Here is a 13,630-nt window from a genome sequence, read left to right as displayed (position 1 = left end):
GGTTGATCAGACCGCTCAAATGCCGGTGCGGCGCCCCGAATCACAAGCCCGAACAACGATCAAAACTGTGGGAGCGGCCTTGCCCGCGAAAGCGGTGTGCCAGTCACTGAAGGTAGTGGCTGACTCACCGCTATCGCAGGCAAGCCAGCTCCCACATTTTGCAATGTATTCCAAGGTTGGAACCGGGTTGATCAGACCGCTCAAATGCCGGTGCGGCGCCCCGAATCACAAGCCCGAACAACGATCAAAACTGTGGGAGCGGGCTTGCTCGCGAAAGCGGTGTGCCAGTCACTGAAGGTAGTGGCTGACCCACCGCTATCGTAGGCAAGCCAGCTCCCACATTTTTGATCTGCGCCTGGCTTCAGAGGCCAGTGAGCAGATGCACGACGCCGCCGGTCAATACCATCACTGCCGGCACACCCGCCGCCTTCAACGCCGACTCATCCAACCGTCCCGCGTCCTGCAGCTGCACGCGCACCCGCGTCAGTGCCACACGCTGCTGCGACTTGAGGTTATCCGCGCCGCCCAGTGCACTCAGCACCTCGGCCGACAACCCACTTGGTACTGGCGCCACCACGGTTTCGGCGATCAGATCCGGGGTCAGGGCTTTCCAGAACGCCCGCTGCAATTTCTCGAACATGCTCAGTGCTCCACGACAGGTGAGGTTTCAACAGTGGCCGCGCGATACCGGCGCACAGCCTCGCGCACCTGGCTGGCTTCCTCCAGGCCCAGCACGTGGCGGGCGAGGGTCTGGCAGCCGTCCAGGTCCAGCTCACGCACGCCGGCCTTGATGGTCGGGATCAGCGGCACGCTGACCGACAACTCATCCACGCCAAGCCCGATCAACACTGGCACCGCCAGTGCTTCGGACGCCAGCGCGCCACACACCCCGACCCACTTGCCATGGGCATGCGCCGCCGTGACGGTGGTCGCGATCAGGCGCAGCACCGCCGGGTGAAAGCTGTCGGCCTGGCTGGCCAGGCGTGGGTGATCGCGGTCCATGGCCAGGGTGTACTGGGTCAGGTCATTGGTGCCGATCGAGAAAAAATCCACGTGCGGCGCAAACACGTCCGCCATCAGCGCCGCCGACGGTACTTCGATCATGATGCCCAGCTTCGGCAACTCGCTGAGCCCCAGCGCCAGCGCTTCTTCTTCAAGAATGCGGCGTGCCGCCTGCAGCTCCGACAGCAGGCTGACCATCGGCAACATGATATGCAGGCGTGTCAGCCCGGCACTCGCGAGGATCGCGCGAAACTGCTCGCGCAACAGCTCCGGGCGCTCCAGGCACAGGCGAATCCCGCGCAGGCCGAGGAACGGGTTGGTCTCACTGTCCATCGGCACGTACGCCAGCGGTTTGTCGCCGCCGACATCCAGGGTGCGCACCACCAGGTTGCGCTGCGGGCCCAAGGCGCGGGCGATGGCGCTGTAGGTCGCCGCCTGCTCATCCGGGCTGGGCGCGCGATTGCGATCCAGGTAGAGGAATTCCGAACGCAGCAGGCCGACGCCTTCGCCCCCCAGGGTCAGGGACTGCTCCACTTCCTGCAGCGAGGCGACGTTGGCAGTGACTTCAACATGATGGCCGTCGCGGGTGATCGCGGGCAACGAGGCCTGCGCCACTTCACGCTGGCGTCGCAGGACGTGCTGCTTGCGCGCCGTTTCCAGCTGTTCGATCTCGGCCAGGTTGGGGTCCAGGTGCAACTCGCCTTTGTCGGCATCCAGCAGGACCTGCTTGCCATTTGCCAGCGCCAGTACCTGCGCGGGCACTCCACAGATCGCCGGCAAGCCAAGGGCGCGGGCGAGGATTGCCACGTGGCTCGTCGCACCGCCACCAACGGTGACAAACCCCAGCACCTTGTGGGTGTCGAGACTGGCGGTTTGCGACGGCGTCAGTTGCTCGGCGATCAGGATCGCGCGCTCAGGCAAGTCCCAGGCACTGTCCTGGATCCCGAGGATCAGTTTCAGCACACGCTGGCCCACATCCGCCAGGTCTGCCGCACGTTCGGCGAGCAACGCATTGCCCAGGCCCTGGAACAATTTGGCGGTGGCCACCGTGGCGCTGTTCCAGGCGAACGCAGCGCTCTTGCCCTCGTCCAGCAGGCGGTGGGCTTGCTCCAGCAAGGTCGGGTCTTCGAGCAGTTCCTGATGGGCAGCGAAGATCTGCGCCTGGGCGCTGCCGGCAGCCTTGGCTTGCAGGGTTTGCAAGGCGTCGGTTGCCGCCTGCAGGCCACGCGCCAACGCCGCGCGCTCGGCAGCTAGCGTACTGCCCTGCTCAGTGATGCTCAGTTCGGGCTCAGCCACTTGAACCACCTGGCCGAACGCCGAACCCGGTGACGCACACACGCCGCGCAAGACACTCGCCGACGACACTGGCGCAACCACCTCGGCCTCCTCAGCCGGCGCCGTCACGCACTCGCCACAGCCTTGGGCCAACAACTCGACCAAGGCCGTGATCGCCGCCTCGGCGTCCGCCCCCGCCGCACTGACCTGTAAGGTATCGCCCTGCACAGTCTGCAGCGCCATGATCGCGACCAGCGACTTGGCGTTGGCACTCTGGGTCTGCTTGTGCAGGTAAATGCTCGCGCTAAAACCTTTCGCCGCCTGGGCAAACACGGCTGCCGGGCGCGCATGCAAGCCGTTGGCATTGGGCAAGGTCAGCGGCTTGGAGAACAGCGCGTCGCCCTCTTCTTCCTCCGCACCTTCAGCCGCCTCGCCTGGGGACACCTGCAACAGCGGCTGCCCCACCGCCACCACGCCGTTGTCCGCCGCCAGCAGCGTAAACGGCTCGCCGCTGACCACCAGCATCAAGGTCAGCAGACTGCGGGCATTGAGTGCCACATAGTCGGCATCGAACTCGATCAGCACTTGCCCGGCCTCCACCCGCTGGCCTTCCACGACCCGCCGCGTGAAGCCCTGGCCCGCCAGGTTCACGGTGTCCAGGCCGATATGCATGAGCACCTGGACGCCATTGTCGTCGGTGATGCTGACGGCATGACCACTGTCCTGGATATTGCTGATCACGCCCGCCAACGGTGCGCAGAGCGTCTGCGAGGTCGGGTCGATGCACAGGCCGTCGCCGATCAGACGGCTGGAGAATACCGGGTCGGGTACCCGGTCCAGGGCCAGCAGCACCCCGGACAGGGGCGCCAGCAGTTCCAAGGGTTGCGTTGTGGTCATGACTTCACCTGCTATTTTGTTCTGTAAAAATCATAGGGCGAACGACGGTCCAATGTGGGAGCTGGCTTGCCTGCGATGCCGGCGACTCGGTTTCTCAGTAAGACCGAGGTGTTGCTATCGCAGGCAAGCCAGTTCCCACATAAAGCTCGCTCACTTGAATCCGAGCTATTTCCACCAGTATTCGACTTGCACACCCACATTCGACCCATGCCGCGCCGTGCCATAGGCGCCGGTATCGGACAACGCCGAGCCCGCCGCCAGTTCATTCGCCGCACGCTTGGCCGCTTCGTTCCAGCTCGCATAGGTGTAATACAACCGCACTTCCGGCCGCGCCCAGAAATCCGGGCCGTTGGGCGACCAGGTCGGGGCGAAGGTAAATTTGCTCAGCTTGCGCGTGCCGCCGCTGGCCTCGACCTGATCATGGCCGAGTTCGGTGACCAGCTTGAACTGCTCGCTGATGGCATACGCCGGGCGCACGCCGACCGACATCCAGGTCTGGTCCTGGCTGCCTGGGCGAATGTCCTTCTGGTACACCGCCTCGATCTGCCCGCCAAAACGCGGGGTCACTTGCCAGTCGAAAAACTCGACGGCGCGATAACTTTTGCTGCTGTTATCCAGGAAGGTATTACCGGTGTAGCCCAGGCCGGTGCCGGGGCCTTCGCCGTACTGCAGGGCGAACTTGTTCTTGCCGCCGAGGAAAGGCTTCTGCACGTGTTGCGCGGTGATTGCCCAGCCGCTGTTGGTGTCGCGCCCACCGGCCTTTTCGATGTAGCTCAAGCCCAGCTCCAGCTCGCCGCCGGGGTTGGTCTTGAAACCCGCGACGTTGAAGTCGTGACGGGTGGCGTATTCCTTCTGGTACAGGTTGTCCTTGCGCGAAATGGCGTAGCTGTACTTCAGGTCGCCGATCAGCACGTCCTCGATGCCACCGCCCGTGGCGCTCTGGTTCCAGTAGTAGAAATCGGAGATATGGATGTCATTACGCTTGTAGTAACGCCGACCGGCCCACATCGAACCGCCGTTGAGCGCGGGCAGGTTCGACCATTGCGCATACATCTGCGGCATGCGCGCCGAGCCGTTGTCCTCGCCCTGGAATTTAAGCGCGCGGTCGTACTTGTTGTACAGCGAGGCCATGGCGTCGACGCTGAGTACAGAGCCGTCGTCGAGGGTCAGCAGGTCCTGGCGCAATTCCAGCTCCGCATATTGCTCACATTCGTTGCCCAGGCGGTACTTGGTTTGCGCCCCCGGCAACTGGAAACATTGCTGTTTGCCACTGCCCGTGGAAGTCCCCGCGCCGCTACGCAAGTAACCGGCAAATTCCAGCGCCTGAGCGCCCAGTGGAAGGGTCAGGCAGGATGCGACGAGGCCCAGTTTTATTGTTGTTTTCATGCAGCGCTCCTTTTATTTTTATTGTTTTCTTACTTTTTTTTACCCGACACGATCCCTTGCAGGCGCCAGCTTGCTGGCGATAGCGGTCCGCCGAGCGATAGCGGTCTGGAGGGCGCTATCGCCGGCAAGCCGGCGCCTACGGGGAATGGTGGTGTTTCAGTCTTTCAGGTGCAGGACGAACGATTCATAGGGGCGCAGTGCGACCGTGTCGGTGCGCTGCGGGCAATCGGGGTAGTTGCTGATCAGCAGGCGCTGTTCGCTGGCGGGGTTGATCACGCCATCCGGCAGCTGGATTTCGCACGGCGTGCCATAGAAGTTGTTCAGCACCAGCAAGCGCTCGCCCTGCCCCTCGCGCAGGTACGCCCAGACCTGCAGATGGTCCTGCAGCAGTTGGCGGTAAACGCCGGTCTGGATCAGCGGTTCGTGGCGACGCAAGTCGATCAGCGCGCGGTAGTGATGCAGCACCGAATCCGGGTCATCCAGTTGGCTCTGCGCATTGATCTGCGCGGCATTGGCCGGGATCCCGATCCACGGTTCGCCGCGACTGAAACCGGCATTCGCCTGGGTGTCCCACTGCATCGGCGTGCGGCTGTTGTCACGGGACTTCTGCATGATCGCCGCCATGCTCGACGCCTCGGACTCACCGGCATCGCGCTTGAGACGGAAGATGTTCAGGGTCTCGACATCGCGGTACTGCTCGATCCGGTCGAACCCCGGATTGGTCATGCCCAGCTCTTCGCCCTGGTACACAAACGGCGTGCCCTGCAGGAAGTGCAACGCGGTGCCGAGCATCTTCGCCGAGACCACGCGGTGCTCACCGTCGTCACCGAAACGCGAGACCACCCGCGGCTGGTCGTGGTTACACCAGAACAGCGCGTTCCAGCCGCCACCGGCCTGCATGCCGAGCTGCCAGTCGGACAGAATCTGCTTGAGTTGCAGGAAGTCGAAGTCCGCCCTCACCCACTTCTGCAGGTTCGGGTAATCGACTTTCAGGTGATGAAAGTTGAAGGTCATCGACAATTCTTTCGACGCCGGATTCGAGTAGCGGATGCAGTGTTCCAGGCTGGTGGATGACATCTCGCCGACGTTGATCAGGTCATGGCCTTCGAAGACTTCGCGGTGCATTTCCTGCAGGTATTCATGCACGTTCGGGCCGTCGGTGTAGAAACGGCGGCCGTCGCTGTGGTCTTCGGGAAAGTCCGCTGGCTTGGAGATCAGGTTGATCACGTCCAGGCGGAAGCCGCCCACGCCCTTGTCGCGCCAGAAGCGCATCAACTTGAACACCTCGGCGCGCACCTGGGGGTTGTCCCAGTTGAGGTCGGCCTGGGTGTGATCGAACAGGTGCAGGAAATACTGGCCGGTTTGCGCCTCGTATTCCCAGGCCGAGCCACCGAACTTGGATTCCCAGTTGTTCGGCTGGTCGCGCCAGATGTAGAAATCGCGGTACGGGTTGTCGAGGCTGCTGCGCGCCTGCTGGAACCACGCATGCTCGATGGAGGTGTGGTTGACCACAATGTCGAGCATCAGCTTGATGCCGCGCTTGGCCGCTTCGCTGATCAGCAATTCGCAATCGGCCATGGTCCCGTAGCTGGGGTCGATGGCGTAGTAGTCGCTGATGTCGTAGCCGTTGTCACGTTGCGGCGAGCGCAGGAACGGGGTGACCCACAGGTAATCCACGCCCAGCCATTTGAGGTAATCGAGCTTGTCCACGATGCCGAGCAGGTCACCGGTGGCGTTACCCGCGTGGCTGTGGAAGCTTTTGGGGTAGATCTGGTAGATCACCGAGTGTTGCCAGTCTTGCATGGTGGACTCCTTTGAAATGTGTGCGGGCCTTGCCGGCGATAGCGGTCGGTCAGGCGACGCGATAACCAGGCCGAACGATCTTCATGCTCAATGCACAGGTCAGAACAAACGGCACGACCATCGCCACCACCATCCCGATCACAAAGCTTGGGATGTACTGCGGAATGATCGAGATGAATCCGGGCAAGCCGCCGACACCGATGGCCGAGGCCTGCACCTTGTTCAGCGAGAGGAAAATACTGCCCAGCGCCGAGCCGAGCAGCGCGGCATAGAATGGAAATTTGAAGCGCAGGTTCACGCCGAACATCGCCGGCTCAGTGATGCCGAAGTACGCGGAAATCGCCGAGGTCGAGGCCATGCTTTTATCCCGCGCATTGCGGGTGGTGTAGAACACCGCGAGTGCTGCGCTGCCCTGGGCCAGGTTGGACATCACAATCATTGGCCAGATAAACGTGCCGCCCTGGGTGGAGATCAGCTGCAGGTCCACGGCGAGGAACATGTGGTGCATGCCGGTGATCACCAGCGGCGCATACAACAGGCCGAAAATCGCCCCGCCGACCATCGGCGCGAGGTCAAACAGGGTGACCACGCCTTCGGTGATCAGGATCCCGAGGTGACGCGTGACCGGGCCGATGATCGCCAGCGCCAGCACACCGGTGACGACGATGGTGGTGATCGGCACGACCAGCAGTTGAATCGCGTTGGGCACGCGAGCGCGCAGCCACTTCTCGATCACGCTCATCACGTAGGCCGCCATCAGGATCGGCAGGATCTGCCCCTGGTAGCCGACTTTTTCGATCTTGAACCAGCCGAAAATATCGAAGTACGGCAGGCTCTGGCCGTCGAGCCCGGCGACCGCCTTGCCGTAGTTCCAGGCGTTGAGCAGGTCCGGGTGCACCAGCATCAGGCCAAGCACGATGCCGAGGATTTCGCTGCCACCAAAACGCTTGGCCGCCGACCAGCCGACCAGCGCCGGCAGGAACACGAACGAGGTGTTGGCCATCAGGTTGATCAGGCTCCACAGCCCATCCAGGTTCGGGTAGGCCTCGAGCAGCGTCTTGCCGTCGATGAACATGCCCTTGGCGCCCATCAGGTTGTTCACCCCCATCAGCAGGCCGGCGATGATCAGCGCGGGCAGGATCGGCATGAACACATCGGAAAAGACCCGCACCAGACGCTGCATGGCGTTGGTCTTGTCGGCGCCCTTCTTCTTCACGTCGGCGATGGTGGCAGCGGCGAGGCCGGTCTGTTCGCGCAGGGCGGCGTAGACCTTTTCCACTTCACCGGGGCCGATCACGACCTGGAACAGGCCGCCGGTAAAGAACGAGCCCTTGACCAGGTCGACCTGGTTCAGCGCGCTGCTGTTGACCAGGCTCGGGTCCTTGAGCGCCAGGCGCAGGCGGGTCACGCAGTGGGCAGCTTGTTCAAGGTTATCGCTGCCACCGAGGTTCTCGAGAATCTCGCGGGCAATCGTCGAATAGTCGTGGCTCATGCTTGGTTTCCACTTTGATTTTTTTATTTGGGGGCAGTCATTGGCAGCACGCCGAGGGCAAAAGTACTCGTCTGTACGAGTTAAAGCAACAACTCGTCTGTACGAGTTACAAAATGTTTATATCTTGTAGGCTGTCATATCGCTGGAGGCCGCAGATATCCAAGGGTCTGATGGACAAACCCCACCTCTGCCACTAAGGTTCCTGCCGTGAACGCACCGTTCACTTTCATCAAGTCGGGCACAGAGCCATCCCCATGAGCAAATACAACCAGATCTATACGGATCTGCTTGCCAGCATCACCACTGAACGTTTGCAACGCGGCACGCGCCTTCCCTCCGAAACCGAATTGATGGACGCCTACCAGGCCAGCCGTGGCACCGTGCGTCGGGCTATCGAGCAGTTGCAGGAGCGCGGGTTCGCGCAAAAAATCCACGGCAAGGGCACGTTTGTGCTGTCGCCCAACCCGATTGAATTCCAACTGGGCGGCATCGTCAGCTTCCACGAAACCCACGCCGACCTGGGCGACGACGTCCGCACCGAGGTCGTCGAATTCACCCAACTGCCCCTCGACGGCCCACTGTTGCAACACATCGAGGCCGAGCCGGGCACGCTGATTACGCGTATCAAACGCGTGCGGCGCATCGGCGGCAAACGGGTGATCCTCGACATCAACCACTTCGTCGCCGACCTGATCCCAGGCCTCGACCGCTCGATTGCCGAGCAGTCGATCTACGCCTTCATCGAGCAGACCCTGCAACTGCAAATCAGCTACGCCCAACGCACCATCGAAGCCCTGCCGCGTGGCAAGGACGATCAGACGCACCTGGACCTCGAAGGCCAGAGCCATGTGATCGTGGTGAGCAACCAGACGTTTTTGCAGGATGGGCGGCAGTTCGAATACACCGAGTCGCGGCATACGTTGGATAAGTTTTATTTTTCGGATATTGCGCGGCGTTAATTATCTACCTGCCGCCCTTCTGAAGGGCTGGGCATGCTCCGCTCTCCCCCTTCAAGGAGAGCACCATGCCACTTGCCGACACCTCCCCCGCCGCCCAGCACCAACTCCGGGCCCTGGCCCCCGTGGTACTGGATGCCTGCCCGAACATGCAGACGATGGCCCGCGAGGCCGCGTGTGAAATTCTCGCCAGGCATGACCTGGCAACCCTGGATCCCGATCACCTGTACTGGCACCGCTTCAAGGGCGGCTACAGCGACCCGGCCACCTTCACCGGCTGGGGCCATAACGAGAAACCGCAAGAGTCGATGACCCTCACGCAGTTGGTCATTCACCGTTTCAATGTGCACGACCAGGACAACGCCGACTTGCTCGATGGCGACGGCGGTTTTTATCGCGAGGGTGCCGAAGCGCGGCTGTTCGACCACCACAACGAAGTGCGACTGTCGGCTCGCGCAGTGCTCAATGACTTCTGGGCAATCAACTTCTGCGACCGCTACACCACGCGCATGGAGACCTTCTGGCGCACACACTTCGAGCACTTCCGCACCCTGGCCAAGGTCAACTGCCTGGCCGAAGCCCTGCAAGCCCGGCAGGCCGGACAGCTCAGCGCGTCACAGTTGCAGACCGTCATCAGCGCGTGCGCTGGCAACCTGTGCTGGCCGCCGACGCTGCCCAACCTGCAAACCGAAGCACCTTCGGCACACGGGCTGCGCGTGGCGGCGCTGGATATCGGCGGGCATATCGCCACGGACCTGCTGCGCATCATCGATGCCGACGGCCGGCAAATTCTTTATATCCCCGGCGAGACGCAGACCTTCCACTGTTTCGAGACACCGGCCGACCTGCATTTCTGGCTGCTGAACCAGACCAATCACCCGGATAAACGCGCACGCTTCATGGCCCACTTCCCCCTGTCGGCCCAGGTCCAGCAGGACGACACCGACGCCGTCACCTGGAAGCAAATGCTGCTCACGCCGGTGCTGATCTATCGCACCGGCCAGGCCCTGGCGGGCACCCTGCCGCCAGACTGGGTGGACAAGGGCCTGTACCACCAACTCGACCAACTGTTTATCGACTGGGGCACCTGGGATCACCACCTGATCAATCAGATCGACCAGACGATTACGGGTGATGCATTCACGTGGCTGGCACACTCCAGCCAAGCGCGCATGCGCAACGATGCCGATTTCTCCCTGCGCAGTAATGGCGACCTGCGCAAAAAACTGTGGATCGGTTACCTGAATGCCTTCGGCAAAACCTTCGGCCCGATGGCCGTGGCGGGCTGGCCAGTGGCGCTGGTGGTCGTGGGCGCCAGCATGGCTAATCTTGGCTTGAATCTCGACCAGGCAATCAACGGCAAAACTCCGGCTGAACGCCGCGCCGGAGAACTGGGTGCGATACTCAGCGCCATCGACACCTTATTCAACCTGAGCCTGCTGAAAGCCGACGGGGTCATGCCGGATATCATCGAAGTGGCCGACACTCGGGCAGTTGAACCGATTGCAGCGACCGAACCCGCAAAGCCTGCCGTCGTCCCTGCCGCCTATGAACCCGCAGTGCCCGCCACCTACCAGACCAACCTCATACTGGAAGGCGAAACCCTCAACACTGCCCCGGGAAAGTTTCACCAGGTCTACACCCTCAGGTCCTCCGACGACATGGCACAGCACGCGATCCTGCTGAACGATGAGGCCTATTACGTGCGCTACCAGGCTGATCCCAACGGTCGCGGTTATTGGGCCGTCGTCGACCCGGACAACCCCCACGGTTTTTCCGGCTCGCTGCCAGTACGGCTCAATCCACTTGATAAATGGGAGCGGGTGCCCGTCAACGGCTTGAAAGGCGGCGGCGGCAATTCCAGCAAAGCCGCTCGGGTGCCGGCCCCCACGCCGATCACAGCGCCCCCGGAGCCGACGATTGCGCCCGCCAACCCACTGCGCAGGGTGACCACGCCATTCGACACCCCACCCTCCACCCGTGCCGAGGTCAAACGCTGGGCACTGGGCCTGCCTGAACCCCATATTCACAGCCGCTTCAGCCACATTGATCGCTTCACCCACTACTTCAGCACAACACACAACAAACTGCTGCAATCGGCGAAAGACTTCTACAACGAGCTGTCCTGGACCCCATTACCACCTCGTCCGGCTATGGCGACTTTCGAACCCGCCGCCACCCTCGATGAAGTGCTTGAACGCCTGCCTGACGCCATACCGGGCTACGCCATCGGTGAAACCCTCGACCGTATTACCAGCACCCGCCTGGTGATCGAAAAGCTAGCGTTTTTTGCACGCAAAGGCGTGAAAACCCTGTACATGCGCCGCCTGCTCAACGACTTCGTCCAGGATGACTTGAACCAGTATTGGCACACAGGGGAAATGTCCGAAGACCTCGACAACTACCTGAGCCGACTGGGCACCGACCCGGCCGGGCAATTCAATGAACGGGAACTGGTCAAGGCAGCCAGGGCCAACGGCATACGCGTGCAGGCCTTCGACTGCGCAGCGCACTACAAATACCCCAACCCTATCGCCGACCTTTCAGAACAAGCGATGAGCAACTACCTCGCCCACACCGTCATGCAAACCGACAGAGCCCTGAACGGCGGCGGTAAATGGCTGGTCCTCACCGACACGAAAAACATCAACACCTTCAACGGCTTCGCCGGTATCAGCGAGCTGGAAGGGGGGATCGGGCTGCGTATAGAAGAGGTGCTGCCGGGGCAGGGTCACGACGTGCGTATCGACCCCGGCATCGCCATTGATCGCGACAGCGCCCCCAGCCATGAAAGCGTCGGCGACAGCTTCGACACCTTGCATGCCGACCTGCGCGTACAAGTGGAAGCCCCGCGGGTGCACCGGACGCTGGAGCAAAACCAGCGACTGCTGTTTCGCAAGGGCATGTACGTGATCGACGAAAACCAGGGCAACTACACCTTGCTGCACCACAGCCGCGACAGGGGGATCGTCTCCACGCCCATCAATCGGCTGGTCGACGGCAGCTTCTACATCGAACGTCCCGCCTGGGTAGGCGTGCATGAGGTGCACTTCCCCACCCTGGAAAAACTCTCCAGCGCCCTTACCAATATGGGCATGAGCCTGCAAAGTCGGGTTTCTGCCTGATAGGCAATAAAAAACCTGGCCGAGGCCAGGTTTTTTACTCACTCAACGCAGGCCATTCAGGCCCGCCTTGCTTATTCCCACTCAATGGTCGCCGGCGGCTTGCTCGACACGTCGTAAGTCACGCGCGAAATACCTTCGATCTCATTGATGATACGGCCGCTGACGGTTTCCAGCAGTTCGTACGGCAGGTGTGCCCAACGGGCGGTCATGAAGTCGATGGTTTCCACCGCACGCAGGGCCACGACCCATGCGTAGCGACGGCCATCGCCGACAACGCCAACCGATTTGACCGGCTGGAACACCACGAAGGCCTGGCTGACCTTGTGGTACCAGTCAGCCTTGCGCAGTTCTTCGATGAAGATGTGGTCGGCGCGACGCAGCAGGTCGGCGTATTCCTTCTTCACTTCACCGAGGATCCGCACGCCCAGGCCCGGGCCCGGGAATGGGTGGCGGTAGACCATGTCGTACGGCAGGCCGAGTTCCAGGCCGAGACGGCGGACTTCGTCCTTGAACAGCTCGCGCAGCGGTTCTACCAGCTTGAGGTTCATTTCCTCAGGCAGGCCACCCACGTTGTGGTGGGACTTGATCACGTGGGCCTTGCCGCTCTTGGCGCCGGCCGACTCGATCACGTCAGGGTAGATGGTGCCCTGGGCGAGGAACTTGATGTTGTCCAGCTTGTTGGACTGGGCATCGAAGACGTCGATGAAGGTGCGACCGATGATCTTGCGCTTCTTCTCAGGGTCGGACTCGCCGGCCAGGTTGTCGAGGAACTGGTCCTCAGCGTTAGCGCGGATCACCTTGACGCCCATGTTCTCGGCGAACATGGCCATCACTTGCTCACCTTCGTGCAAGCGCAGCAGGCCGTTGTCGACGAACACGCACGTCAGTTGGTCGCCGATGGCTTTGTGCAGCAGCGCAGCAACCACGGAGGAGTCAACGCCGCCGGACAGGCCGAGCAACACGTTGTCGGTGCCGACCTGGGCGCGCACCTGGGCAATGGCGTCTTCAGCGATTTTCGACGGAGTCCACAGGGCTTCACACTCGCAGATGTCGAGGATGAAGCGCGACAGGATGCGCCCGCCTTGCTTGGTGTGGGTCACTTCCGGGTGGAACTGCACGCCGTAGTAACGACGCTCGTCGCTGAACATGCCGGCGATCGGGCAGCTCGGGGTGCTGGCCAGGATGTGGAAGTCTTCCGGCATCTTGGTGACCTTGTCACCGTGGCTCATCCATACGTCGAGGCCGAACAGGCCGTCGGCGTCGATGTGGTCTTCGATGCCGTCCAGCAGGCGGCTCTTGCCGACCACGTCGACACGCGCGTAACCGAACTCACGCAGCTCGGAACCTTCGACCTTGCCGCCCAGTTGCTCGGCCATGGTCTGCATGCCGTAGCAGATACCGAAGACCGGCACGCCCAGGTCGAACACTGCCTGTGGGCAACGCGGGCTGTTGGCTTCGTGCACGGACTCGGGGCCGCCGGCGAGAATGACGCCTTTTGGAGCGAATTCGCGAATCGCTTCGTCATCCATGTCGAACGGATGCAGTTCGCAGTACACGCCGATTTCGCGCACGCGGCGGGCGATCAGCTGGGTGTACTGGGAACCGAAGTCGAGGATCAGGATGCGGTGGGCGTGAATGTCGAGGGCCATGAGATCAGTCTCGTCTAATGAATCAGAAACAACTCGGGGCTGAAT

General features: G+C 61.9%; 8 protein-coding genes. 2 read left to right on the top strand and 6 right to left on the bottom strand.

What is annotated here, in order from left to right:
- Nucleotides 1-361: 361 nt before the first annotated feature.
- The 5 genes from AC07SI_RS27045 to treP all read right to left on the bottom strand — a co-directional run bounded on the left by AC07SI_RS27045 (nucleotide 362) and on the right by treP (nucleotide 7,855).
- A complete protein-coding gene (locus AC07SI_RS27045; RefSeq protein ID WP_495006883.1) occupies nucleotides 362-640 on the bottom strand; it encodes a PTS sugar transporter subunit IIB in 279 nt (92 codons plus the stop codon).
- A gap of 2 nt (nucleotides 641-642) precedes the next feature.
- Entirely contained in the window at nucleotides 643-3,174 is a 2,532-nt protein-coding gene (gene ptsP, locus AC07SI_RS27040; protein ID WP_495006882.1) for a phosphoenolpyruvate--protein phosphotransferase, read from the bottom strand.
- Nucleotides 3,175-3,339: 165 nt separating this feature from the next.
- Nucleotides 3,340-4,560 carry a maltoporin gene (locus AC07SI_RS27035; protein ID WP_495006881.1) on the bottom strand — a complete coding sequence of 407 codons (1,221 nt, stop codon included), beginning with the start codon at nucleotides 4,558-4,560 and terminating at the stop codon, nucleotides 3,340-3,342.
- A gap of 156 nt (nucleotides 4,561-4,716) precedes the next feature.
- The gene (gene treC, locus AC07SI_RS27030) at nucleotides 4,717-6,363 is read right to left on the bottom strand and encodes an alpha,alpha-phosphotrehalase (RefSeq protein WP_495006880.1); all 1,647 of its coding nucleotides are present in this window, start codon (nucleotides 6,361-6,363) and stop codon (nucleotides 4,717-4,719) included.
- Nucleotides 6,364-6,412: 49 nt separating this feature from the next.
- Nucleotides 6,413-7,855 carry a PTS system trehalose-specific EIIBC component gene (treP, locus tag AC07SI_RS27025; RefSeq protein ID WP_065908653.1) on the bottom strand — a complete coding sequence of 481 codons (1,443 nt, stop codon included), beginning with the start codon at nucleotides 7,853-7,855 and terminating at the stop codon, nucleotides 6,413-6,415.
- Between the two features lie 254 nt (nucleotides 7,856-8,109).
- Here treP and treR point away from each other — a divergent pair, with 254 nt between their 5' ends.
- Both treR and AC07SI_RS27015 read left to right on the top strand, forming a co-directional pair.
- Nucleotides 8,110-8,814 carry a trehalose operon repressor gene (treR, locus tag AC07SI_RS27020; RefSeq protein WP_065908651.1) on the top strand — a complete coding sequence of 235 codons (705 nt, stop codon included), beginning with the start codon at nucleotides 8,110-8,112 and terminating at the stop codon, nucleotides 8,812-8,814.
- Between the two features lie 65 nt (nucleotides 8,815-8,879).
- Entirely contained in the window at nucleotides 8,880-11,936 is a 3,057-nt protein-coding gene (locus AC07SI_RS27015) for a membrane-targeted effector domain-containing toxin (protein ID WP_495006879.1), read from the top strand.
- A 71-nt stretch (nucleotides 11,937-12,007) separates the two neighbouring features.
- On the opposite strand, the gene guaA is transcribed toward AC07SI_RS27015, so the two are convergent.
- Entirely contained in the window at nucleotides 12,008-13,585 is a 1,578-nt protein-coding gene (guaA, locus tag AC07SI_RS27010; RefSeq protein ID WP_065908647.1) for a glutamine-hydrolyzing GMP synthase, read from the bottom strand.
- Nucleotides 13,586-13,630: the final 45 nt, after the last annotated feature.

Source organism: Pseudomonas sp. GW821-FHT05D12 (genome assembly GCF_059419825.1).
Note: the sequence above shows the minus strand (reverse complement) of the source record. Positions and strands in the feature narration are given on the sequence as shown.

Bases quoted from the DNA above. Each gene is read 5' to 3' on its own strand.
- AC07SI_RS27035 (WP_495006881.1), bottom strand. From the start codon at position 4,560: ATGAAAACAACAATAAAACTGGGCCTCGTCGCATCCTGCCTGACCCTT.
- guaA (WP_065908647.1), bottom strand. From the start codon at position 13,585: ATGGCCCTCGACATTCACGCCCACCGCATCCTGATCCTCGACTTCGGT.
- ptsP (WP_495006882.1), bottom strand. From the start codon at position 3,174: ATGACCACAACGCAACCCTTGGAACTGCTGGCGCCCCTGTCCGGGGTG.
- treR (WP_065908651.1), top strand. From the start codon at position 8,110: ATGAGCAAATACAACCAGATCTATACGGATCTGCTTGCCAGCATCACC.
- treP (WP_065908653.1), bottom strand. From the start codon at position 7,855: ATGAGCCACGACTATTCGACGATTGCCCGCGAGATTCTCGAGAACCTC.
- AC07SI_RS27045 (WP_495006883.1), bottom strand. From the start codon at position 640: ATGTTCGAGAAATTGCAGCGGGCGTTCTGGAAAGCCCTGACCCCGGAT.
- AC07SI_RS27015 (WP_495006879.1), top strand. From the start codon at position 8,880: ATGCCACTTGCCGACACCTCCCCCGCCGCCCAGCACCAACTCCGGGCC.
- treC (WP_495006880.1), bottom strand. From the start codon at position 6,363: ATGCAAGACTGGCAACACTCGGTGATCTACCAGATCTACCCCAAAAGC.